Source organism: Mycobacterium paraseoulense, assembly GCF_010731655.1.
Lineage (GTDB): Bacteria > Actinomycetota > Actinomycetes > Mycobacteriales > Mycobacteriaceae > Mycobacterium > Mycobacterium paraseoulense.
This window is the reverse complement of record NZ_AP022619.1, coordinates 5,310,451-5,332,078: the sequence shown is the minus strand read 5'-3', so window position 1 is coordinate 5,332,078 and position 21,628 is coordinate 5,310,451. Positions and strand designations below refer to the sequence as shown.

Annotated in this window: 25 protein-coding genes and 1 pseudogene; 11 read left to right on the top strand and 15 right to left on the bottom strand. The window is 68.6% G+C overall.

The window, feature by feature from the left end; genetic code table 11:
* Positions 1-172 precede the first annotated feature (172 nt).
* Positions 173-247: a 50S ribosomal protein bL37 gene (locus G6N51_RS29740; RefSeq protein ID WP_011728008.1), complete on the top strand. Its 75-nt coding sequence runs from the start codon at positions 173-175 to the stop codon at positions 245-247.
* A 6-nt stretch (positions 248-253) separates the two neighbouring features.
* Here the strand turns inward: G6N51_RS29740 and rsrA are convergent, their stop codons facing one another.
* A complete protein-coding gene (rsrA, locus tag G6N51_RS24910) occupies positions 254-556 on the bottom strand; it encodes a mycothiol system anti-sigma-R factor (protein WP_083169981.1) in 303 nt (100 codons plus the stop codon).
* Complete coding sequence (locus G6N51_RS24905) at positions 553-1,200, bottom strand: sigma-70 family RNA polymerase sigma factor (RefSeq protein WP_163750955.1); 648 nt, start codon at positions 1,198-1,200, stop codon at positions 553-555. The genes rsrA and G6N51_RS24905 overlap by 4 nt, the downstream gene beginning before the upstream one ends.
* Positions 1,201-1,503: 303 nt before the next feature.
* Between G6N51_RS24905 and G6N51_RS24900 the strand changes: the two genes are divergently transcribed.
* Both G6N51_RS24900 and G6N51_RS24895 read left to right on the top strand, forming a co-directional pair.
* A complete protein-coding gene (locus tag G6N51_RS24900; RefSeq protein ID WP_083169979.1) occupies positions 1,504-2,364 on the top strand; it encodes an SDR family oxidoreductase in 861 nt (286 codons plus the stop codon).
* Positions 2,365-2,378: 14 nt separating this feature from the next.
* A complete protein-coding gene (locus G6N51_RS24895; RefSeq protein WP_083169977.1) occupies positions 2,379-2,864 on the top strand; it encodes a YbaK/EbsC family protein in 486 nt (161 codons plus the stop codon).
* Between the two features lie 15 nt (positions 2,865-2,879).
* Here the strand turns inward: G6N51_RS24895 and G6N51_RS29315 are convergent.
* Positions 2,880-3,155, bottom strand: a pseudogene (locus G6N51_RS29315) (poly(3-hydroxyalkanoate) depolymerase); the annotation flags it as partial.
* A 24-nt stretch (positions 3,156-3,179) separates the two neighbouring features.
* Between G6N51_RS29315 and G6N51_RS24890 the strand changes: the two are divergent.
* Entirely contained in the window at positions 3,180-3,623 is a 444-nt protein-coding gene (locus G6N51_RS24890; RefSeq protein WP_232078472.1) for a PucR family transcriptional regulator, read from the top strand.
* On the opposite strand, the gene G6N51_RS24885 is transcribed toward G6N51_RS24890, so the two are convergent.
* On the bottom strand, positions 3,620-4,369 hold the full coding sequence (locus G6N51_RS24885; RefSeq protein WP_232078471.1) for an HdeD family acid-resistance protein: 750 nt from the start codon (positions 4,367-4,369) through the stop codon (positions 3,620-3,622). The two genes, G6N51_RS24890 and G6N51_RS24885, sit on opposite strands and share 4 nt — an antisense overlap.
* Before the next feature lie 113 nt (positions 4,370-4,482).
* Between G6N51_RS24885 and G6N51_RS24880 the strand changes: the two genes are divergently transcribed.
* Positions 4,483-4,779, top strand: a complete 297-nt coding sequence (locus G6N51_RS24880; protein ID WP_232078470.1) for a hypothetical protein — start codon at positions 4,483-4,485, stop codon at positions 4,777-4,779.
* A gap of 39 nt (positions 4,780-4,818) precedes the next feature.
* Here G6N51_RS24880 and G6N51_RS24875 read toward each other — a convergent pair whose 3' ends face one another.
* Together G6N51_RS24875 and G6N51_RS24870 are read right to left on the bottom strand one after the other, a co-directional pair.
* The gene (locus G6N51_RS24875; protein ID WP_083169971.1) at positions 4,819-5,697 is read right to left on the bottom strand and encodes a 3-hydroxyacyl-CoA dehydrogenase family protein; all 879 of its coding nucleotides are present in this window, start codon (positions 5,695-5,697) and stop codon (positions 4,819-4,821) included.
* Between the two features lie 27 nt (positions 5,698-5,724).
* Entirely contained in the window at positions 5,725-6,486 is a 762-nt protein-coding gene (locus G6N51_RS24870; protein ID WP_083169969.1) for an SOS response-associated peptidase, read from the bottom strand.
* A gap of 44 nt (positions 6,487-6,530) precedes the next feature.
* On the opposite strand from G6N51_RS24870, the gene aroA reads away from it, so the two are divergent.
* Both aroA and rsgA read left to right on the top strand, forming a co-directional pair.
* Positions 6,531-7,823, top strand: coding sequence for a 3-phosphoshikimate 1-carboxyvinyltransferase (aroA, locus tag G6N51_RS24865; protein WP_163750817.1), 1,293 nt, complete (start codon positions 6,531-6,533; stop codon positions 7,821-7,823).
* The gene (rsgA, locus tag G6N51_RS24860) at positions 7,820-8,800 is read left to right on the top strand and encodes a ribosome small subunit-dependent GTPase A (protein ID WP_083169965.1); all 981 of its coding nucleotides are present in this window, start codon (positions 7,820-7,822) and stop codon (positions 8,798-8,800) included. The genes aroA and rsgA overlap by 4 nt, the downstream gene beginning before the upstream one ends.
* Here rsgA and G6N51_RS24855 read toward each other — a convergent pair.
* A complete protein-coding gene (locus G6N51_RS24855) occupies positions 8,787-9,260 on the bottom strand; it encodes a winged helix-turn-helix transcriptional regulator (RefSeq protein WP_083169963.1) in 474 nt (157 codons plus the stop codon). The genes rsgA and G6N51_RS24855 overlap by 14 nt on opposite strands.
* A gap of 96 nt (positions 9,261-9,356) precedes the next feature.
* Here G6N51_RS24855 and G6N51_RS24850 point away from each other — a divergent pair, with 96 nt between their 5' ends.
* The 3 genes from G6N51_RS24850 to G6N51_RS24840 are packed head-to-tail and all read left to right on the top strand — an operon-like array spanning position 9,357 to position 12,111.
* Entirely contained in the window at positions 9,357-10,541 is a 1,185-nt protein-coding gene (locus G6N51_RS24850; RefSeq protein ID WP_083169961.1) for a thiolase family protein, read from the top strand.
* Positions 10,541-11,629: an NmrA family NAD(P)-binding protein gene (locus tag G6N51_RS24845; RefSeq protein WP_083169959.1), complete on the top strand. Its 1,089-nt coding sequence runs from the start codon at positions 10,541-10,543 to the stop codon at positions 11,627-11,629. Before G6N51_RS24850 ends, G6N51_RS24845 begins: the two co-directional genes overlap by 1 nt.
* Entirely contained in the window at positions 11,626-12,111 is a 486-nt protein-coding gene (locus G6N51_RS24840; protein ID WP_083169957.1) for a DUF302 domain-containing protein, read from the top strand. The genes G6N51_RS24845 and G6N51_RS24840 overlap by 4 nt, the downstream gene beginning before the upstream one ends.
* Here G6N51_RS24840 and G6N51_RS24835 read toward each other — a convergent pair.
* From G6N51_RS24835 to G6N51_RS28935, 8 genes are all read right to left on the bottom strand, one after another.
* Positions 12,108-12,644 carry a hypothetical protein gene (locus G6N51_RS24835; protein WP_083169955.1) on the bottom strand — a complete coding sequence of 179 codons (537 nt, stop codon included), beginning with the start codon at positions 12,642-12,644 and terminating at the stop codon, positions 12,108-12,110. The genes G6N51_RS24840 and G6N51_RS24835 overlap by 4 nt on opposite strands.
* A 33-nt stretch (positions 12,645-12,677) precedes the next feature.
* Complete coding sequence (locus tag G6N51_RS24830; RefSeq protein ID WP_083169953.1) at positions 12,678-14,174, bottom strand: flavin-containing monooxygenase; 1,497 nt, start codon at positions 14,172-14,174, stop codon at positions 12,678-12,680.
* 75 nt (positions 14,175-14,249) lie between these two features.
* Complete coding sequence (locus tag G6N51_RS24825; protein WP_083169951.1) at positions 14,250-15,323, bottom strand: AraC family transcriptional regulator; 1,074 nt, start codon at positions 15,321-15,323, stop codon at positions 14,250-14,252.
* A gap of 64 nt (positions 15,324-15,387) precedes the next feature.
* The gene (locus tag G6N51_RS24820; RefSeq protein ID WP_083169949.1) at positions 15,388-16,683 is read right to left on the bottom strand and encodes a fatty acid desaturase family protein; all 1,296 of its coding nucleotides are present in this window, start codon (positions 16,681-16,683) and stop codon (positions 15,388-15,390) included.
* An 83-nt stretch (positions 16,684-16,766) separates the two neighbouring features.
* Positions 16,767-17,960 carry a ferredoxin reductase gene (locus tag G6N51_RS24815; RefSeq protein ID WP_372510106.1) on the bottom strand — a complete coding sequence of 398 codons (1,194 nt, stop codon included), beginning with the start codon at positions 17,958-17,960 and terminating at the stop codon, positions 16,767-16,769.
* 98 nt (positions 17,961-18,058) lie between these two features.
* Complete coding sequence (locus G6N51_RS24810) at positions 18,059-18,565, bottom strand: DUF6912 family protein (RefSeq protein WP_142274874.1); 507 nt, start codon at positions 18,563-18,565, stop codon at positions 18,059-18,061.
* Between the two features lies 1 nt (position 18,566).
* Positions 18,567-19,427: a polyphosphate kinase 2 gene (ppk2, locus tag G6N51_RS24805; RefSeq protein WP_083169947.1), complete on the bottom strand. Its 861-nt coding sequence runs from the start codon at positions 19,425-19,427 to the stop codon at positions 18,567-18,569.
* A 44-nt stretch (positions 19,428-19,471) separates the two neighbouring features.
* The gene (locus G6N51_RS28935) at positions 19,472-20,890 is read right to left on the bottom strand and encodes a WS/DGAT/MGAT family O-acyltransferase (RefSeq protein WP_083169945.1); all 1,419 of its coding nucleotides are present in this window, start codon (positions 20,888-20,890) and stop codon (positions 19,472-19,474) included.
* Positions 20,891-21,072: 182 nt separating this feature from the next.
* Between G6N51_RS28935 and G6N51_RS24790 the strand changes: the two genes are divergently transcribed.
* A complete protein-coding gene (locus G6N51_RS24790; RefSeq protein ID WP_167528599.1) occupies positions 21,073-21,624 on the top strand; it encodes an Rv3235 family protein in 552 nt (183 codons plus the stop codon).
* Positions 21,625-21,628: the final 4 nt, after the last annotated feature.

Genomic DNA, 21,628 nt, shown 5'->3' with positions numbered 1-21,628 from the left:
TGGGACAAACCGAAGCCGGCGGGAATTTTTGGCGGCGAGCCGATTGACGCCGTTCGCTCGCCGAAGCGGCGCACGGGCCGTTGTCGCCGCGTCCGACTTCCGTGAGAGACTGGGCGGCAGGCTGACGGGCGCCGGGCGCCCGCATCACAGACAATCGACGGAGGGTTCGACCATGGCCAAACGGGGCCGTAAGAAGCGCGACCGCAAGCACAGCAAAGCCAACCACGGCAAGCGGCCCAACGCCTGAGGACCGCTACCGCGACTCACGGATGATGGTGGTCCGCCGGATCTCCAGCCGTAGCCGCTCGCGGAGGCCTTCGGGGGCCTTCTCGCCCCGGCATTTGGTGGCGATCAACGCCTTGATCCGCTCCTCGAGGCCGTAATGCTTGAAGCAGCCGGGGCACGCTTCGAGGTGGCGGCGCAACTGGTCCCGCGACTCCGGCGTGCACTCACCGTCGAGCAGGAGCCAGACCTGGCGGATCACCTCGGCGCAGCCGACGGCGCCGTGGGCGTCGTCGTTGGGGCAGGTGTCGCTGGGGCCGGAAAGCTCGCTCATGACGACACCTCCTCGTGCGCCTGCTGGCCGCGGTTGAAGCCCCGCTCTTTGGCCACGTCCGCCAACAGCCCACGCAGTTGACGCCGGCCGCGGTGCAGCCGTGACATTACCGTCCCGATGGGCGTGTCCATGATCTCGGCGATTTCCTTGTACGGGAACCCCTCGACATCGGCGTAGTAGACGGCCATCCGGAATTCCTCCGGCAACGCCTGCAGTGCTTCCTTGATCTCGGTGTCGGGCAGCGCCTCGAGCGCCTCGACCTCGGCCGAGCGCAGCCCGGTGGACGAGTGCTCGGCGTTGGAGGCCAGCTGCCAGTCGGTGATTTCCTCGGTCGGGTACTCGGCCGGCTGGCGCTGCCTCTTGCGGTAGCTGTTGATGTAGGTGTTGGTCAGGATCCGGTACAGCCACGCCTTGAGGTTGGTGCCGGCCCGGAAGGAACGAAACCCGGCGTACGCCTTCACCATCGTCTCTTGCAGCAGGTCTTCGGCGTCGGCGGGATTGCGCGTCATGCGCAGGGCGCCGCCGTAGAGCTGGTCCAGCAGCGGTATCGCGTCGCGCTCGAAACGCGCCATGAGCTCCGCGTCCGTCTCCTGCGGGGCGGCATCGGGAACCTCGCGTGCTGTCGCGCCGTCTTGGTCGGCCATGTCGATGAACCCGGTCCCTTCTGCTGCGGTGTCGCCGGGCAGCACTGAAAGCGCCACCGGGCTTGCAGGAACGCAAGCCAACTGCTCGGCACCCATTGGACGGTCCAACAGGCTCGTCGCCGCTGACACCAAACCGCTCCTCCCAATCTAGAGGCTGCCACCGACAGTGTCTGCCCGGGTGCACCCACGTCACATCAGAGACCGCTTGCTTCAACAGCGGGGGCCGACGTGCTATTTCCCCCGGAATCCGGGCCCGCCCGTCCCCCGATCCGCGCGAGCGGGCCAGGACGTTAATGTGACGCCATGTCCCACGCCACGTCCCTTGCGGGCAAAACCATGTTCATCTCCGGCGCCAGTCGCGGTATCGGCCTGGCGATCGCCAAGCGCGCCGCCCAAGACGGCGCCAACATCGCCCTGATCGCCAAGACCGCCGAGCCCCACCCCAAGCTGCCGGGCACGGTGTACACCGCCGCCAAGGAGCTCGAGGACGCGGGCGGGGCGGCCCTGCCGATCGTCGGGGACGTCCGCGACCCGGACTCCGTCGAGTCCGCGGTCGCCAAGACCGTCGAGCGGTTCGGCGGCATCGACATCTGCGTCAACAACGCGTCGGCGATCAACCTGGGGTCCATCACCGAGGTGCCGATGAAGCGGTTCGACCTGATGAACGGCATCCAGGTGCGCGGCACCTACGCGGTGTCGCAGGCCTGCATCCCGCACCTCAAGGCCGCGGAGAACCCGCACATCCTGACGCTTTCCCCGCCGGTGCTGCTCGGCAAGGAATGGCTGAAGCCGACGGCCTACATGATGGCCAAGTTCGGCATGACGCTGTGCGCGCTCGGGATCGCCGAGGAGATGCGCGAGGCGGGCATCGCGTCCAACACGCTGTGGCCGCGCACGCTGGTGGCCACCGCGGCGGTGCAGAACCTGCTCGGCGGCGACGAGGCGATGGGCCGCGCCCGCAAGCCGGAGGTGTACTCCGACGCGGCCTACGTCATCCTCAACAAGCCCGCCCGCGAGTACACCGGCAACACCCTGCTGTGCGAGGACGTGCTGGTCGAGTCCGGGGTCACCGACCTGTCGGTCTACAACTGCGTACCGGGAGGGCAGCTCGGTGTCGACTTCTGGGTCGACGGCGTGAACCCGCCGGGGTACTCCGGCCCCTAGTCGGGGCCTGCGCCGTGCCTGGCGCCGCCACGCCCGCGCTTACCGCGTTGGTGAAAGCCGGCGTGGCGCACGAGGTTGTCACCTTCGACCACGATCCCCGCGAGCGGTCGTTCGGCGTCGAGGCGGTCCACGCGCTGACGGAGCGCGGCATCGCGGCCGAACAGATCTTCAAGACCCTGGTCGTCGCCGTGCCGGGCGGGCTGGCGGTCGCGATGCTGCCGGTGCCGGCCCGGCTCTCGCTGAAGGCGGCCGCCGCGGCGCTCGGGGTGGCCAAGGCGAGCATGGCCGACCCGGCCGTGGCCCAGCGGGCCACCGGCTACCCGGTGGGCGCCGTGTCGCCGTTCGGGCAGCGCAAGGCCCTGCCGGCCGTCGTGGACGCGGGCGCGCTGGGCTGGGACCGGGTGTACTGCAGCGCGGGCCGCCGCGGCTGGGACGTCGGGGTTTCACCGCGGGACCTGATCCGGTTGACCGGCGCGGTCACGGCGGACCTTACGACCTAGAGAGTCCGCGGGCGCCTATGCCCGTTCGCCAGGTTCGGCCAAGAACTTCTCGATGACGGGCGCGAGCTCGGTCGCGTTGTGTACGACGTCGATGTGCCCGCCCGAATGCAGGTGCAGCATCGAATGGGGCAGCAAAGCGTGCAGGATGCGGGCGTTGACCACCGGGATGATCGGGTCGTCGGTGCCCGCCACGATCAGCGTCTCCTGCCGCACGGCCGGCAACGCGAACAGGCTGGTCCAGACGGCGCCCGCGAGCAGCTGGTGCAGGTAGCCCATCTTCGACCCAGCGTGCAAGCCCTGAACACCCTTGTCGAAATGCTCGGCCACGTCGCGATCGCGCGGGTCGGCATCAGCCCGCCGTTTCGCGAACTGGCCGAAACCAGCGACGCGTTGCGACTAGCCCGGTTGGCGCTCACCGGCAAACCGTCTGGTGCGTCCCTGATCTCGGTCTTCGACGACACCCCGCTGGCTGTGTTGGCGGTCAGCGCGCCCGAGGCGATGGCAAAGATCAGGTCGTCGCTGTTCCGGCGGGTGGACGAACTGCCCGCCGAGGAGCGCGCGGTCCTTCTCGATACCTTCCAGGCTTGGCTGGACTCGGGCGGCTCCGCCAGCGACGCCGCGTCGAAGATCTTCTGCCACCCCAACACGGTGCGGCACCGGCTGCGCCGCATCGAGGAGTTGACCGGCCGATCACTTTCGCGGCCAAGGGATGTCGCGGAGCTGTGTCTGGTGTTCGAGGCTGAGCGGCGGCTCCCCTAGACTCCCGCCACGCCCTTGGCCCGGCTGCGAACTTGAAGCGCCGTGATGATGTCCACTATGCCGATGGCGATCAGCCAGCAGCCGGCGACCAGGGTCAGGACGGCGATCGAGTCGAGCGGCGAGACGATCAGCACGGCGCCGCCGATCACGATGATCAGCCCGGACAGCACCTGCCAGCCGCGGCCGGGCAGGTGGTCGAACGACAGCGCCGCCGCGAGCAGGGTGAATCCGCGAAACAGCCAGCTAACTCCGATCCATATGGCCAGCAGGGTGACCGCCTCGAATTTGTCGCGGAAGCAAAAGAGGCCGAGGACCAGCGACACGATGCCGGTGATGAACGTCAACACCCGCATCGCGGCCCCGGTGTGTGTGCCGAACGCGGCAAACACGTATCCAATCCCGGAAACCACCAGGTAGATGCCGAACAGCACACCCGCCACGAATAGTGTCTTGCCTGGCCAAGCCAGCACGATGGCACCGAGTGCCACCGCCAGGACACCGATGAGCAAAAGCAACTGCCACGCGCTGCGGGCGAGTTGCTGCAGGGGACCCTCAAAAACGGTCTGGTCGGTATTCGTCATGCCAATATGGTTCGCCATCGTCGGCGCAAAGAAAATGTCTTTGGCGAAACAATTCGGTATCACGCGCGGGTCTCGCGGACAAACGTTGAACCAAATTCCCGTTGCATTGTCTGGGGCCGCGCGATAACCGCGCGTCCGCGCCGTCCATTCTTCGGCGGGAACCAAACGACGTTGCCCGGTTCGGGCGGCTCGTGGGCTCGTGTGGTCCTACACTTTGCGCTAACGCGGGTTCGTCTCCCCCTCACGGACCACCAGATGGAGCGCCACAGGAGGATTGAATGGAAACGAAGCGATCGTTCAACGGGACGCGGCCGGGTGTCAAGAAATCGGCCGGCAAAGCGCGCGCCGGGACAATCCTTGCCGCCGGCGCACTGGCATTCGCGGGGTTGATGACGACCGGCGTGGTCGTTAGCCACGCCGACACATTTCAGACCGAGGGTAACTACCCAACCCGGGAGGCGTGCCAGAACGCCGGGCCGGGCGTGAAGGCCACCACGCCGGGTACCTGGAACAACTTCTGGTGTATTCCGGATCGTAACGTCAACGGTAACTGGAAGCTGGTTCTCAGCAATTAGGCCGCGCGTTCGGCCGGGACTGGCTCGGCGGCGTCACGGTCACGCCCCGGACCGATAACTGTAGAAACCTTCGCCCGATTTCACGCCGAGCTTGCCGGCATCGACGTACGACTGCAGCAACTCCCGCACGTGCCTGGGGAGGTGCGGGAACTCGTCGGCGTAGTGGTTCTCGATGTCGAGCACCACGTCCAGCCCGACCGCGTCCATCATCTGGAACGGGCCGGCCGGCACGCCCAGGTTGCTCTTGAACATCCCGTCGACATCCTCTGGGCGGGCCACACCCTCGGCGACCACGGCCAGGGACTCGCGCTTGATCGCCGCCCAGATGCGATTGAAGATGAAGCCGGTGCATTTCTTGCGCGCCTCGAAGGGATGAACGCCGAACTCGGGCAGCACGGTCAGCAGGGTGTCGAGCAGGCCGCGGTCGGTCTGCCCGTCGGACATCAGGTCGACGGCGTTGGCCTCGGGCGGCATGTAGAAGTGCGTGTTGCACAAGCGGGTCTTGTCGCGCACGCCGCGGGCCACCAGGCGCGACGGATACGACGAAGAGTTGGTGCCGAAGATGGTGTCCGGCGGCGCGGCTTGGTCGATCTGGTCCCACGTTGCGATCTTGATCTCCAGTTTCTCCGGGACGGACTCCACGACAAGCCAGGCGTCGTCCAACGCCTCTTCCAGCGACCCCGCGGCCGTCGCGCCACCCAGTTCACCAAAGCCGCGGTCCTGCAACAGCTTCGGTAGGGCTTCCGCGACGTAGTGCACCGCGGCGGCGCGCTGTTCGGCGCGTGGGGCGAAGATACGGACGGTGCCGCCGCGGCTGGCGAACATCAACGCGATGCGGCGGCCCAGCGTTCCCGCCCCGACCACCGCGACCGGACGGTTCCGGATGTCGTCGAATGAGTATGTGTACGAGGCAGTCACACAAGCATGCTAAGTCCGCCTCAGCGACTAGAGCAGGGTCGCCTGCTCGGGTTCCGGGCCGGCCGGCTCGAGCAGCTGCGGGCCGTTGTTGCGGACGTTGTTGACCAGCGTCGAGACCTCGCGCATGCGGATGCCGCGCACGTCGGGCGGCCGGCGCAGCAGCTCTTCGTCGACCGGGGCGTCGGGGTCGAGCCAGCGGTCCCACTCCCGTTCGGGGACCACCAGCGGCATCCGGTCATGGATCTCGGCCAGCTCCCCGGGCGCGTCGGTGGTGATGATCGTGCAACTCAGCAGCGGCGACGCGTCCTTGGCGGGCTTCCACACCGACCACAGGCCCGCCATGAACAGCGGCTCGCCGTCCTCGCGGTACATGAAGAACGGCGTCTTGCGGGACTTCTTGCCGGCGACGGCGTCGTTCACGCGCCATTCGTAGTAGCCGTCCATCGGGATCAGGCACCGCTTCGACTTGGCGCTCGACCGGAACGCGGGCGAGGCGGTGACCTTGTCCGCGCGGGCGTTGATCAGCATCGGGCCTTTGGTCTCGGGTGCCCCGTCGGAACCGGCCTTGGCCCATGGCGGCACCAGGCCCCAGCGCATCAGCCGGACCCGTCGGGTGGGTTCGTCGTCGGGGTCGCTGTGCCGGCTGACGACAGTCGCGATGGTCGACGTCGGGGCCACGTTGTAATTGGGCGCGCCGGCGCCCTCCGAGGCGCCGGTGGCCTCGTCGATCGCCTTGATCTTCTGGGCCAGCAGCGCGGGATCCGTGGTGACCGCGAACCGTCCGCACATACCTTCCATGGTGGCAGAAGTCGGTGACACGCCATGATGGACCGGTGAGTATGTGGACGGCCCCCAGCGCGCCGAAACCGGTGCACGCGATCGTGACCGTTCCGGGCTCGAAGTCGCAGACCAACCGGGCGCTGGTGCTGGCGGCGCTGGCGGCCGCGCAGGGCTCGCCAATCGGGGGCACCCCGAGCATCAGCGGGGCGCTGCGCAGCCGGGACACCGACCTGATGATCGGTGCGCTGCGCGCACTGGGTTTGCGCGTCGACGGCGAGGGGTCCGAGCTGACGGTCAGCGGCCGCATCGCGCCCGGGCCCGACGCGCGGGTGGATTGCGGGCTGGCCGGCACGGTGCTGCGGTTCGTGCCGCCGCTGGCTGCGCTGGCCGAGGCGGTGGTCGAGTTCGACGGCGACGAGCAAGCCCGGGCGCGGCCCATCGCGCCGCTGCTCGACGCCCTGCGCGGCCTGGGCGTGCCGATCGAGGGCGCCGGTCTGCCCTTTCGGGTGCACGGCAGCGGGTCGGTCGCCGGGGGCGCCGTGGCCATCGACGCCTCGGCGTCGTCCCAGTTCGTCTCGGGGCTGCTGTTGTGCGCGCCGTCGTTCGCCGAGGGCCTGACCGTGCAGCACACCGGCGCGACGCTGCCGTCGGCGCCGCACATCGCGATGACCGTGCAGATGCTGCGGCAGGCCGGGGTCGACGTCGACGATTCGGTCCCCAACCAGTGGCGGGTGCGCCCCGGTCCGGTCGCGGCCCGGCACTGGGAGGTGGAACCCGATCTGACGAACGCCGTGCCGTTCCTGGCGGCGGCCGTGGTCAGCGGTGGAACGGTCCGCATCACCGGCTGGCCGGCCGCCAGCGTGCAACCCGCCGAGAACATCCTGACCGTTCTGGGCAAGCTGAACGCCGTTGTCAACCAAGGTGATTCGTTCCTCGAGGTGCAGGGTTCGGCCGACTACGACGGGTTCGACGTCGACCTGCGCGCCGTCGGCGAACTCACCCCGGCGGTCGCGGCCCTCGCCGCGCTGGCCAAGCCCGGCTCGGTGTCGCGCCTGGCCGGCATCGGCCACCTGCGGGGTCACGAGACCGACCGGCTCGCCGCCCTGAGCGCCGAGATCAAACGCCTCGGCGGCGATTGCATGGAAACACCCGACGGCTTGGTGATCACCGCGACGCCGTTGCGGCCCGGGGTGTGGCGCGCCTACGCCGACCACCGGATGGCGATGGCGGGCGCGATCATCGGGCTGCGAGTGACCGGGGTCCAGGTGGACGACATCGGCTCCACCTCCAAGACGCTGCCCGAGTTTCCGCAGCTGTGGGCACACATGCTGGAGTCCGATATTTGAGGCCCGGCGATTACGACGAGTCCGACGTCAAGGTCCGCTCCGGCAGGGGCTCGCGACCGCGCACCAAGACTCGTCCCGAGCACGCCGACGCCCAGCCCGCGATGGTGGTCAGCGTGGACCGGGGCCGCTGGGGGTGCGTGCTCGGCGGGGACCCCGATCGGCGGGTCACGGCCATGCGGGCCAGGGAACTGGGCCGGACCCCGATCGTGGTCGGTGACGACGTCGACATCGTCGGCGATCTGTCCGGGCGGCTGGACACCCTGGCCCGCATCGTGCGGCGCGGGGAACGGCGAACGGTGTTGCGCCGCACCGCCGACGACACCGACCCCGCCGAACGCGTGGTGGTCGCCAACGCCGACCAGTTGCTGATCGTGGTGGCGCTGGCCGACCCGCCGCCGCGCACCGGCCTGGTCGACCGCGCGCTCATCGCCGCCTTCGCCGGCGGGCTGACGCCGATTCTGTGCCTGACCAAGACCGACCTCGCGCCGGCGGAGCCGTTCGCCGCGCAGTTCGTCGACCTGGACCTGACGGTAGTCGTCGCGGGCCGCGATGACCCGCTGCTGGCGGTGGCCGACCTGCTGGCCGGCAAGATCACCGTGCTGCTCGGGCATTCCGGCGTCGGCAAATCGACGTTGGTGAATCGCCTTGTGCCCGAGGCGGAACGGGCCGTCGGCGAGGTCACCGACATCGGCCGGGGCCGGCACACCTCCACCCAATCGGTCGCGCTCCCCCTGGCCACATCGGGCTGGGTGATCGACACCCCGGGCATCCGTTCGTTCGGGCTGGCCCACATCCAACCCGACGACGTGCTGATGGCCTTCTCGGACCTCGCCGAGGCGATCGAGGACTGCCCGCGCGGCTGCGGGCACATGGGGCCGCCCGCCGACCCCGAATGCGCGCTGGACGCGTTGTCCGGCCCCGCCGCCCGCCGGGTGGCCGCGGCCCGGCGGCTGCTGGCCGCGCTCAACCAGACTTAGCCAGCCGCATGCCGAGCTCGTCGGGCGCCACCTTATGGCCTTGCGCGCAACGGATTTCGACGCCCGCCTCGGCACCGCACCCGAGGTGGGTCAGCCGGAGGCGGTTGTGCCCCGGCAGGTGGCGCCGGCCCCACTCGAACATCGCCCACACCACCGGCATGAAGTCGATGCCGGCCTCGGTGAGCACGTATTCCTGGCGGCGGCGCTGCCCGGGTTCGTGGTACGGCTGGCGCTTCAGTAGCCCCAGCTCGACCAACTCGGACAGCCGCGCCGAGGTGGCGGCCTTCGTGATGCCCACCCGGCGGGCGAAGTCGTCGAAGCGCGTGGTGCCGTAATACGCCTCGCGCATGATGAGCATCGCGGATTTGGTGCCCACCACCGCCATGGTCTTCTCGATCGCGCACTCGCCCACGGCCGACCAGGCATCGCGATCGGCCAGCGGTCCCTGCAGCAGTGTCATAGATCACCTCCCCGTCTGGGTTGCGTTTAGTGTACCTAGATGTTTATCTGGGTACAGCGATCTATACCTAGATCCGCAGGGACTCGAGGAGGAGCCATGAACCGCGACGCCGTCATCGTCGGAGCCGTCCGCACCCCCATCGGCAAGGGCAAACCCAGCGGTGCCCTGCACGAGGTTTTGCCCGCCGACCTGCTGGCGCACAGCCTGCGCGAACTGGTGGCGCGCACCGGGGTGGACGCGGCGCAGGTCGACGACGTCATCGCCGGCGCGGTGGCCCAGGTCGGCGACCAGGCCGTCAACATCGCCCGCAACGCGCTGCTGGGTGCCGGATTCCCCGAGTCGGTTCCCGGCGTCACGATCGACCGGCAGTGCGGCAGCAGCCAGCAGGCCATCAGCTTCGCCGCGCAGGGCGTCATCTCCGGCGCCTACGACCTGGTCGTGGCCGCCGGCGTGGAGTCGATGGGCCGTGTCCCCATGGGCAGCTCGGTGCTGCCGGGCAGCAATCCCTTCGGCGACGACATGACGCGTCGCTATCCCGATGGCCTGGTGCCGCAGGGCATCAGCGCCGAGCTGATCGCCGCGAAGTGGGGATTCTCGCGCACCCAGCTCGACGAATTCTCCGCCGGCAGCCACGACAAGGCCGCCCGCGCGACCAAGGATGGGCTCTTCGACAACGAGCTGATTCCCATCGCCGGCCTTGCCTCCGACGAATTCATCCGGCCCGGCACGACGATCGAGACCCTGGCCGGGCTGCAGCCCGCGTTCTACAGCGAGGCGATGAAAGCCCGTTTCCCGCAGATCAATTGGGAGATCACCGCCGGCAACTCCTCGCCGCTCTCCGACGGCAGCGCCGCGGTCATGATCGCCAGCAGCGAGACCGCCCGCAGGCTGGGCCTGCGTCCGCTGGCCCGCATCCACACCACCACCGTGGTCGGCTCCGATCCGCTCTACATGCTGACCGGGGTCATCCCGGCCACCGAGAAGGTGCTGCGGCGGGCCGGCTTGACGCTGGCCGACATCGACCTGTTCGAGGTGAACGAGGCCTTCGCACCCGTCGTGCTCGCCTGGGCCAAGGACGTAGATGGGGAGCAAACCGGCATCCTCGACCGGACCAACGTCAACGGGGGTGCCATCGCTATCGGCCACCCGCTTGGCGCGAGTGGTGCCCGCATCATGACCACACTGGTCAACGCTCTCGAACAGCGCGGCGGACGGTATGGGCTGCAGACGATGTGCGAGGGCGGCGGCATGGCCAACGCGACCATAATCGAGCGGCTGTAATGTCTTCCGACACCGGCTCGAGAGTCTTTGTCATCGGCGGCACCGGAGCCCAGGGCATGCCGGTCATACGTGCCCTGGTCTCGGACAAGAAGTACTCCGTTCGATTCCTCAGCCGCGACCCCGCTTCCCGGCGGGCCAAGGAGCTCCTCGCCCTCGACAACGTCGCCGTCCTGGAAGGTTCGTTCGCCGACGAAGAGGTTCTGCGCGAAGGGTTTCGCGGTGCCGACGCAGCGTTCATCAACATCGACGGGTTCAACACCGGAGAGAAGACCGAGATCTATTGGGCGATGCGCGCTTACGAGATAGCCATCGAAGAGGGCATCAAGTTCTTCGTCTATGGAAACCTCGACTACGGGCTCAAGAAGTCGGGATATGACTCCAGATTCCGCACCGGGCACTATGACGGCAAGGGCCGCGTGGGTGAGTGGATCCTGTTTCAGAATCAGGTGAACGGCAATCGAATGGGCGCGGCGGTGTTCACGTCCGGCCCGTACATCGAGATGGTGATTTCGCCCGGGACGCCGATGGCACCCACCATCGAGGACGGCGTGGTGACGTGGCGGGTTCCGCTTGGCGAGGGAGCCGTGCCGCACGTGGCCCTCGAAGACTGCGGATATTACGTCCGTTGGCTTTTCGACCATCCCGAGCGCGCGAATGGCCTCGACCTCGAAGTCGCCATCGACCAGATCCGCTACGCCGATCTTGCCGCGGCATTCGAGAGGGTCACCGGGCATCCGAGCCGCTACATCGACACCGATCTGGACACCTACTGGCGCGAGGGTCCCCTCAGCAGGGCCGCGGATGCGCCCGCCGGGTACAACGCGGACCCGAAAGACAAGAGCACCATGAACATCCGCGACAACTTCACGGGATTCTGGAATCTGTGGAAGCACGAGGTCATCAAGCGCGATTACGCCCTGCTCGACGAGATTCACCCGAATCGGATCAAGAGCGCCGAGGAGTGGTTCCGCAGGGAGGACCAGTCGGCAACGGCGCTGGGCACGGGCGGCCTGTGGGAAAGGGTTCAGCCGGAGAACCGGACTCCGATCCTTAAGATCGGCGAGGACCGAAGGACGGGGAAATTATGACCGAGACGGTTTTCAACGGCGTACGCGTGCGCTACCAGAGTGCCAAGAGCCACGACGAGGTGCTCGCCGCGCTCCTGGCCGACATCGGCGAGCGTCCCGTCCCGATCAACGACATCGCGGCGGCCACCGATGACTGGGCTGCTTACCGGCAGCGCGTCGAAACGCATGTCGGGCCAAGCGGGTTCATGCTGTTCGGGGCCTTCGACCACGGCGCCTGGATCACCAAGGCGGGCATCGACCGCAAGGTGGTCCGCGTCATCCTCGGCAACCCGTTGATCGCGATCACGATGCTGCGCCACGACGTGACCGCGGGCCTGTTCGCCCCCGTCGAGCTGCTGATCGCCGACGAGGGCGCCGGCAGCAGCCTGACCTACGTCAAGCCGTCGTCGCTGATGGTCGTCGCACCGAATCCCGAATTGCTCGAGGCCGCAACCGACCTCGACGCCAAGCTGGCGGCGCTGGCGGAGAAGGTGACCGGCTAGAGCCAGCCGGTGCGAGCGGCGGCGACAGGCTCTTCGGGCGACGGGGCCAATTCTCCGTCCCGCACGCCGTCGAGCATCCGTTTGACCGCGGCGACGATCTCCGGAGCCGCCGCGGCGAGCCCGGCCTTGTCGGCCTCGCTGACCTCGTCGGGGTCGACGCCCGCCCGCGTGAGCACGGCGGCCGGGTCGGCGAGCTGGCCGGCCAGCCAGCCCACCGGGTCGGCCGACAGCTCGGGGACGAAATGCCGGCGGCCGGGTTCCCACCCGTCGAAACGGGGGTGGTGATGGGCCCGGTCGAGCGTCCCGGGCGGGCTCTCGGTGGATCCGAACAGGTCCACCCGCCACACCGGGCGGTTGAAGGAGATCGGAACCCCCGCGTAGATCGACCCCTGCGGCTCGTCGCGGTCGACGAGGCGCAGTTCCAGTCTGACTCCCCGCTCCGGGGTCTCCTGGCCTTCGAGCGGGCGGGGGTCAACGAAGAACATGTCCCCGACGACCACACCCATGGTTTCGAATCCGAACGCTGCGAGCATGTTTGCGAGCGTAGTCCCGGCCGCCGAACAGGGTTAAGCGCCGACCTTCTTGGTTGCGCGTTCGGGAAGGACCACCTCGTAGTCCGCGAGCACCGCGGTCCGGGTGCGGCGTTGGTATTCGTGCACCAGGCCGGGCCAGTTGGTGGTGACGCGGCCGGAGGCGGTGCGGTACCAGGAGTCGCAGGTGGTCCACACGCCGGCATCGAGGCGGGCCTGGACCTCCGCGTCGTAGGCCTGCTCCACGGCGCGGCGAACCTCGAACGCGCGGGACACACCCCCGCGGGCAAGCTCCTCGGTGATCTGGCGGATGTAGCGGGCCTGCTGCTCCATCATCAGGATGATCGAGCTGCTGCCGAGGTTGGTGTTCGGCCCGTAGATCAGGAACATGTTCGGGAAACCCGGCACCGCCATGCCCAGATGCGCGCGGGCCCCCTCGGCCCACTCGGCGGACAGCTCCCGCCCGTCGCGGCCGGTGATCGTCACCGGCGCAAGGAATTCGGTGGCCTTGAACCCGGTGCCGTAGATGACGACGTCGACCTCGTGCAGGCGCCCGTCGGCGGTGCGCACACCCGTGGGCGTCACCTCGGCGATCGCGCCGGTCTCCACCTCGACGTTGTCGCTCGCCAGCGCGGGATACCAGTCGTTGCTGAACAGGACGCGCTTGCAGCCGACCGGGTAGTCGGGCGTGAGCTTGGCCCGCAGCACCGGGTCCTTGATGTGGTGCTTGAGGTTCGCCGACGCGACGACGCCTATCAGCCAGGCGAGCGGGGCGACCTTGGTCAGCGCAAGGCCGAAGAACTCCGAGATCTCCCAGATCAGGCCCCGCATCGCGGCGGCGAACCCGGGCACCTTCCGGAACGCGGCGTGGTGCGCACCGGTGTAGGCACGGTCGGGCTTGGGGATGATGTACGGCGCGGAGCGCTGAAAGACGGTGACCCGCCCGGCCGCCTCGCGGATGCGCGGGACGAATTGGATCGCCGACGCGCCGGTGCCGAGCACCGCCACGCGCTTGCCGGCCAGGTCGACGTCGTGGCGCCACTGCGCCGAATGGAACGACGGGCCCGCGAACGTGTCGAGCCCCGGGATGTTGGGAAACGCCGGCCGCGACAGCTGGCCGACCGCGGGCACCAGGACGTCGGCCTCGAAGACGTCACCCGACGCGGTCTCCACCCGCCAGGTGGCGGTGTCGTCGTCGTAGCGGGCGGAGGTGACCTCGACCCCGGTCCGCACCAGGTCCCGCAGGCCGAACCGGTCGGCGGTGTCGTGGATGTAGCCGAGGATGTCGGGCTGCTCGGCGTAGCGCCGCCCCCAGTCCGTCTTTCGGGCGAAGGAGTAGGAGTACAGGTTCGACGGGACGTCGCAGGCCGCGCCGGGGTAGGTGTTCTCCCGCCACACGCCGCCGATGTCGCCGGCCTTCTCCAGCACCGTCACGTCGGCGAGGCCGTCCCGGGAGAGCTCGTGGGCGGCGGCCAGGCCGCCGAATCCCGCGCCGATCACCAGCACGCGGGGCTTGCGAGTGGTCGAAGTCATGCGCCAAACGTTAGGCGTCGACGGCACGCCGCAGGCAGCCGATAGCGGTCGGCAAATCCATGATTCCGGCCACGATCAGCCGGCGGCCAACCGGGCGCGCGGCGCGACCGAACGCTGATAGCGTGCCGGCGTCGTGCCCGTCCACCGTTTGAACGCGGCGATGAAACTCGTCGCCTCGGCGTACCCCAGCCGCAGCGCGACGTCGTCGACCGACAGCGCGCCGGTTGCCAACAGCTCCTCGGCGAGGACACGGTGGACCTCCTCGACCAGGTCCCGGAAGCTCGTGTTCTCCTCGACCAGCCGGCGGCGCAGCGTCCGCTCGCTCATCGCCAACTGCCGCGCGACGGCCGCGATGGTGTGGGGTTCGCCGTCGATCGACGCCAGGCGCTCACGCACCCGCCGCGCCACCCCGGTCCGCTGCCGACGGCGTTCCAGCAATTCGCGGCACTGCTGCTCGCACGTGGCCACGGTCATCTCGCTGGCCCGGGGCAGCGGATTGTCCAGCAATGCGGCCGGCCAGCGTGCCACGTTGGCCGGCGAGTCGTAGCGCGGCGTCACACCAAAGGCCTTGCGGGCCAAGGCATCACCCGACGACGGGGCGGGTCCGGCGAACTCGATCGAGGTGAACGGGACGGGACGGCCCAGCATCTCGGCCATGACCCGGGCGATCGCCACCAGGTCGCGCCGCACCAGGAACTCCGCCACCGGACCGGTCAAGTCGGGCAGGTCGAGCCGCATCGCCGCCACGGGCCCGTCCACCGTGACGGTCGGCAGGCAGAAGCCGTAGCTCAGCTCGTAGAACCGGGCCGCGAACCGGACGGCGTCACCCAGCGTCGAACTGGTCAGGCAGGCGAAACCGAAGATGCCCAGCGCCCCGACGTGATAGCTGCCGCCCACCCGCACCCCCAGGTCGGCCGCTCCGCCCTCGTTGCCCAGCAGGTTCACCAGGTTCGTCGCGACCGCCAGTTCCTGGCGCCCGACGATCGTCCGGTTGGGGTCGCGCAGGTCGGCCTCCGACAGATCGGTCCCTTCCAAGACGTCGGCCACGGCACAGCCGTTGCGGCAAGCGAACTCGGCCATCAGCGCGACGCTGGCCGTGCTCCGCGGGAAATCCCAGTGGGACACCTGCGAGCCGACGAACACCTGCACTTACCCAGTATGGCGAACAGGCCGGCGTCGGCGCCCAGGCCGAGCGCCGGCTTCGATCCGAACGCTAGGCCGCGAGGTCGTCGGCCCCGCCGACCGTGCGCCGCGCATCGCGCTGCGCACGCTTGGCGCGCCGCCAGCCGCGCACGGTCGCGATGGCGGTCTTCAGCCCGCGCCGCCGGCCGGTCTGCGGGTCGGTGCCCGCGAAACCGGGCTCCAGCTCGGCGAACATCCGCTCGCTGCGGGTTTCCGGCGCGTCGTCGGCGCTGTCGCGCAGGTAGGAGTTCGGCAGCGACAGCTTGGCCAGCGTGCGCCAGGTCTTGGCGTACTGCACCAGGAACGAGCCGGTGGTGTAGGGCAGGTCGTACTTGTCGCACACCTCGCGCACCCGCACCGAGATCTCGGCGTATCGATTGCTCGGCAGATCCGGGAACAGGTGGTGCTCGATCTGGTGGCACAGGTTGCCGCTCATGAACCGCAGCGCGGGCCCGGCCTCGAAGTTGGCGCTGCCCAGCATCTGGCGCAGGTACCACTGGCCCTTGGTCTCGCCGATCATGTCGGTCTTGGTGAATTTCTCTGCGCCGTCGGGGAAATGGCCACAGAAGATCACGGCGTTCGCCCATACGTTGCGGATCACGTTGGCCAGCGCGTTGGCCTTCAATGTGGACGTGTACGTGGCCCCGGGCGACAGCGCGGTGAGCGCCGGGAACGCGACGTAGTCCTTGAGCACCTGCCGGCCGGCTTTGGCCAGGAACTCGTCGACCCGCTGCCGCGCGTCGTCGGAATCCATCCGTTTCTTGGCGATCTTGCCGAGCTCCACGTGCTGCAGGCCCACACCCCATTCGAACAGCAGCGCGAGGATGGTGTTGTAGACCAGGTTGAAGATGTTGAAGCGCTTCCACTTCTGGTCGCGCGTGACGCGCAGCAGGCCGTAGCCGACGTCGTCGTCCATCCCGAGGATGTTCGTGTATTTGTGGTGCACGAAGTTGTGGGTGTAGCGCCAGTGCTTGGACGACCCGCTCATGTCCCACTCCCACGCCGAGGAGTGGATCTCCGGATCGTTCATCCAGTCCCACTGGCCGTGCATGACGTTGTGGCCGATCTCCATGTTCTCGATGATCTTGGCCACGCCCAGGGTGACGGTTCCCGCCCACCATGCCGAGCGGCGGGAACTCGCGGTCAGCATCAGCCGGCCGGATACCTCCAGCGCGCGCTGCGCTGCGATGGTGCGGCGGATGTAGCGGGAGTCCCGCTCGCCGCGAGAGTCTTCGATGTCCTGGCGGATGGCGTCCAGCTCAACGGCCAGGCTCTCGATGTCGGCGTCCGTCAGATGGGCGAATACGTCGACGTCGGTGATCGCCATCGTCTTCCTCCCTGCGGTCGATTGTGTGTACTAGACCTACGCTATCGTAACCTACGAATCCGTAGGTTACCTGTGAGTAGCCTTTAGATGTCGAGCACACAATCGCCGGACGCGGCCGATATGCAGGTCTGAATCCGGGTGCCCGGCTCGTGCTCCGCGCCGGTGCGCAGGTCACGGACGTGGCCCTCCACGAGGCCAACCACGCACGACTGGCAGATACCCATTCGGCAGCCAAACGGCATCTGCACGCCGGCTCCCTCGCCCGCGTCCATCAACGACGTCGCGGCGTCGGCCGCGACGGCGCGACCGCTGCGGGCGAACGTGACCGTTCCGCCCGCACCGGCCGGCGCGGCCCTGGACACGGCGAACCGTTCGAGGTGCAGCCGGTCGCCGATACCCGCCGCCGACCAGATCTTCTCGGCCCGGGCCAGCATGCCCTCAGGTCCGCAGGCCCAGGTGTGGCGTTCGCGCCAGTCCGGTACCTCGTGGTCGAGCCGGGCGAGGTCGAGCCGGCCTTGGGTGCGCGTCTCCCGCAGGAGCAGGCGGTAACCCGGATGGTCGGCCGCCAGCGCGGCCAATTCGGCGCGAAACATCACGTCGGCTTCGCTGGGCGCCGAATGGACATGCGTAATGTCACCAATCTGGTTGCGGCGCACCAGGGTTCGCAGCATCGACATCACCGGCGTGATCCCCGAGCCGGCGGTGAGGAACAGGATCGACGGCGGCGCCGGGTCGGGCAGCACGAAGTTGCCCTGCGGGGCGGCCAGCCGGACGATGGTCCCCCGCGCGACGCCCGCCACCAGGTGGGTGGACAGGAACCCCTCGGGCATCGCCTTCACGGTGATGGTCACCGTGCGCGCCGAACTGGATCCCGATGTCTCGGCGGGGCTGGACGTGAGCGAATACGACCGCCAGCGCCAGCGTCCGTCAATCAGCAGGCCGATCCCGATGTACTGCCCCGGCTGGTAGTCGAAGTTGAAGCCCCAGCCCGGCTTGATCACCAGCGTCGCGGAGTCCTCGGTCTCACGGCGCACCGCCAGCACGCGGCCTCGCAGCTCGCGCGCCGACCACAGCGGATTGGCCAGATGCAGGTAGTCGTCGGGCAACAGCGGCGTGGTGATCCGCGCGGCCAGCTTGCGCAGCGCGTGCCAACCGGGATGCCGGTCGGTGCCGGCGACGACGGGCCGCCTGGTCTCGACGACGTCGCCCGTGATCGAGGGGTTACGTCTGCCCAGTGGATGCTCCTGCTCACGATGCTGCGTCTTGCTTGCACTCACCATTGTGGTCGACTCTTTGGGCATCACGAAACCTACGGTACCGTAACCTACGGTTCCGTAGCCAGCGCTCTGGTGGGCGCGGTTGCGTCACACCCCCGTCAGAGCAGCTCGAGCAGGAACGGCAGCTCCTGGTTGGCGTACCACGCCAAGTCATGGTCTTGAGCGTCGCCGACGATCAACTCGGCATCCTCGTCGCCCAGGTCGGCGGCGTCGATGGCCTCGATCGCCTTCGTCACGTCCGGCTCGGCGTCCGCGTTGTCGACGTAGGCGGCGATCACGTCCTCGAGCGCGACCGGCCCGCCGAGCCGCACCACCGCGTCGTCGAGGTCGGGCCGGTAGCTGACGTCGCCGGCCTCTGCGGCCAGCACCGCGCGCCGCGGCGGCAGCGATCCGGCCGCGGCGGCGTCATCCGCGAGCAGGCGCAGCGACGCCAGCGCCGCCTCACGCAGCGCAACCTCGGCGAGCTCGTCATCGTCACCCTCGGCGTAGGCCTCGCGCAAGGTCGGCGTCAGCGCGAACGCGGTGCCGTTGACGGGGCGGAACTCGCCGTCGGCGACCAGCCGCTGCAACATGGCCAGCGTGGCCGGAATGTAGACGAGCGTCACGTCATCGATCCCCGATCAGTGTGGCCGCGTAGTCGTCGACGTACTTGGACAGCTCGCGCGGCGGGCGCCGGTAATTCCCGCTCACCACCGGAGTCTTGGGCAGTTTGACGCGCGGCCGCTCGACGTCGTGATAGGAGATCGTCGACAGCAGATGCGCCATCATGTTCAGCCGCGCGTGCTTCTTGATGTCCGATTCCACGACATACCACGGGCTGACCGGGGTGTCGGTGTGCACCATCATCTCGTCCTTGGCGCGCGAATAATCCTCCCGCCGGTACAGCGATTCGGTGTCCATCGGGCTCAGTTTCCATTGGCGCACAGGGTCAGTCAGGCGAGCCTTGAACCGGCGCAGCTGCTCGCCCTCGGAGACCGAAAACCAATACTTGCGCAGCAGGAGCCCGTCGTCGATGAGCATCTGCTCGAAGATCGGGGTCTGCCGCAAAAACAGCGCATGCTCTTGCGGCGTGCAGAATCCCATGACCTTCTCCACGCCGGCGCGGTTGTACCACGACCGGTCGAACAACACGATCTCCCCTTTGGCGGGAAGCTGGGCAATGTAGCGCTGGTAATACCACTGGCCGCGTTCCCGCTCGGTCGGCGCCGGCAACGCCGCGATGCGGGCGACGCGCGGATTGAGGTATTCGGTGATCCGCTTGATGGTTCCGCCCTTGCCCGCCCCGTCGCGCCCTTCGAATACCACCACCAGGCGTTGGCCGGTATGCCGCACCCATTCCTGCAGCCTCACGAATTCCGTTTGCAGCCGGAATAATTCGGCCTGGTATACCTCGTCGGAAATCCTGGGCGCGTTCGGCGCCGCTGATTTCGCCGATTTCGCCTTGGGGCCCTTCGTCGTGGTGCTCACAACAACGAATGATAGAACCGGCCACCGCTTTTCACTGCGACTAATCAGCGGGAGGCTTCCAGCAATTCCTCGAGCGATTGGCTCAGCAGGCCGGGCAGCAGCTCGACGTCACTCATCGCCTCGCGGTCGGCGTTGATGCCGAAATACAGCATGCCGTTGTAGGACGTCACGCTGATCGCCAGCGCCTGGTTGTGCAGCAGCGGGGGGACGGCATACGTCTCGAGCAACTTGGTGCCCGCGATGTACATCTGCGACTGGGCCCCGGGCGCGTTGGTGATCAGCAGGTTGAACGTCCGCCGGGAAAAGCTGGGGAAACTGGTGGCGACCCGGATGCCCATGGCGTGCAGCGTGGGTGGGGCGAATCCCGACAGCGTGACGATGGTCCTGGCATCCACCAGGCGGGCGGCCGTCGGGTTGGACTCGGTGGCGTGCGCGATCTGCGACAGCCGCACCACCGGGTTCGGCTCCCCCACCGGCAGGTCGACCAGGAACGGCATCACCTGGCCGATGGCCTGGCCGGGGCCGGTCGCGTCGAGCTGACTATCGGCGTAGATGGACAGCGGCGCCATGGCCCGCACCGTCGCGGTCGGCGATACGGCGACCCCGCGCGACATCAGCCAGTTGCCCAAGGCGCCGGCGATCACCGCAAGCACCACGTCGTTGACGTCGCAGTCATACCGCGCGCGCACGGTGCGGTAGTCGTCGAGGTTGCAGCTGGCGACCGTGAACCGCCGGTGACGTGAAACGGTGGCATTGAGCGGGCTGCTCGGCGCGGTGCCCCGCGCCACAGCCCGCGCGTAATCGACGACCCGGCGACCCGCGGCGAGGAGTTCGCCATGGTTGGTCACCAGCCCCCCGAGGGCCGACCCGACGGCCTGCAGCTGGGTGCTCGGTCCCACGAACCAGTCGCCGACGGCGCCGAAGATCAGCCGCACGTTGCCGGGGTCGCGTTCCGGGACCCAGATGTCCTCGGGCAGCGCCGGGGGGCGTTTGGTGCGATCGGCGATGACGTGGTTGATCTCCAGCGCCGCCATGCCGTTGATCAAGGCTTGATGCGACTTGGTGTAGAGCGCGACGCGGTTCTTGGACAGGCCCTCGACCAGATACATCTCCCACAGCGGCCGCGACTTGTCCAGCGGCCGGGCGGCCAGCCGGGCGATCAGCTCGTGCAGCTGTTCATCGCTGCCCGGGGAGGGCAGCGCGGAGCGCCGCACGTGGTAGGTGATGTCGAAGTCGGCGTCGTCGATCCACACGGGCCGGGCCGAGCCGACCCGCACCTCCCGGACCTTCTGCCGATAGCGCGGGATTTGCGGCAACCGCCGTTCGACCGTGGACAACAGCGTCTCGTAGCTCAACCCCGCGCGCGGACGGCGCAGGATCGACAGCGATCCGACGTACATCGGGGTGGCCGTGTTTTCCAGCCGGAAAAACGACGCGTCCGATGGGGACAACCGGGTCACCATGGGGCGCTGTCCTCCTCATCGAATCATCGCCCTGCCGCAAAAGGAGATGCCTCGCCCACGGTAATCGTCCGGCCGGGCCGGGTCCGAGCGCGGGTACGCGCGAGCCGGAGTTGTGCCATGATGACCACTGCCTGCCACTCTCCAGCGGGCTCCGGTTCGGCCGAAGAGTTGGAGAGTGCGCGTTGAACACCAGTCCCGCCGTGAGTCCGTCCGACGCCTTCGCCGTCCTGCCCGTCGTCGACTACGAGCCGCCGGCGCAGGACGTATCGCGGAATGTCCCCGCATGCCGGCAATCGGCACGTGCGCCGTCGCTCCGGCGCGGCACCCATGCGCAGTACCGGCCCCATCCGGCCGCCAGGCAGCCTGCGGGCGGGCCGCGCGCCGCGATGTCCGCGCAGATGCGGCAGGCGGCGGCCTTCGCCGACGCGGCGCTGCGCCGGGTGCTCGAAGTCATCGACCGCCGCCGTCCGGTCGCCCAGCTGCGGCCGTTGCTGACGCCCAGCCTGGTGGATTCCGTGGTCTCGGTGGGCCACTCGGCCGCCGGCCGCCAGGGCGCCGCGGTGCTGCGGCGGATGCGGTTGCAGCCCGCCGGTCACCGGGACCCCGACGCCGCGGCCGAGGTTTCCGGCTCGTACAGCCGGGGCAACCGGATCCACGCCATCGCCTGCCGCGTCGAGCGGTTGCCGACCGCGACCGGCAACCGGTGGCTGGTGGTGGCCCTGCACATCGGTTGACCCG

Bases quoted from the DNA above. Each gene is read 5' to 3' on its own strand.
- G6N51_RS24835 (WP_083169955.1), bottom strand. From the start codon at position 12,644: ATGCTCGCAGCGTTCGGATTCGAAACCATGGGTGTGGTCGTCGGGGAC.
- G6N51_RS24855 (WP_083169963.1), bottom strand. From the start codon at position 9,260: ATGACACTGCTGCAGGGACCGCTGGCCGATCGCGATGCCTGGTCGGCC.
- G6N51_RS24850 (WP_083169961.1), top strand. From the start codon at position 9,357: ATGAACCGCGACGCCGTCATCGTCGGAGCCGTCCGCACCCCCATCGGC.
- G6N51_RS24880 (WP_232078470.1), top strand. From the start codon at position 4,483: ATGGAAACGAAGCGATCGTTCAACGGGACGCGGCCGGGTGTCAAGAAA.
- rsrA (WP_083169981.1), bottom strand. From the start codon at position 556: ATGAGCGAGCTTTCCGGCCCCAGCGACACCTGCCCCAACGACGACGCC.
- G6N51_RS24830 (WP_083169953.1), bottom strand. From the start codon at position 14,174: ATGACTTCGACCACTCGCAAGCCCCGCGTGCTGGTGATCGGCGCGGGA.
- G6N51_RS24820 (WP_083169949.1), bottom strand. From the start codon at position 16,683: ATGGCGATCACCGACGTCGACGTATTCGCCCATCTGACGGACGCCGAC.
- G6N51_RS24890 (WP_232078472.1), top strand. From the start codon at position 3,180: ATGCTCGGCCACGTCGCGATCGCGCGGGTCGGCATCAGCCCGCCGTTT.
- G6N51_RS24870 (WP_083169969.1), bottom strand. From the start codon at position 6,486: ATGTGCGGACGGTTCGCGGTCACCACGGATCCCGCGCTGCTGGCCCAG.
- G6N51_RS24840 (WP_083169957.1), top strand. From the start codon at position 11,626: ATGACCGAGACGGTTTTCAACGGCGTACGCGTGCGCTACCAGAGTGCC.
- G6N51_RS24845 (WP_083169959.1), top strand. From the start codon at position 10,541: ATGTCTTCCGACACCGGCTCGAGAGTCTTTGTCATCGGCGGCACCGGA.
- G6N51_RS24900 (WP_083169979.1), top strand. From the start codon at position 1,504: ATGTCCCACGCCACGTCCCTTGCGGGCAAAACCATGTTCATCTCCGGC.
- G6N51_RS28935 (WP_083169945.1), bottom strand. From the start codon at position 20,890: ATGGTGACCCGGTTGTCCCCATCGGACGCGTCGTTTTTCCGGCTGGAA.
- G6N51_RS24905 (WP_163750955.1), bottom strand. From the start codon at position 1,200: ATGGCCGACCAAGACGGCGCGACAGCACGCGAGGTTCCCGATGCCGCC.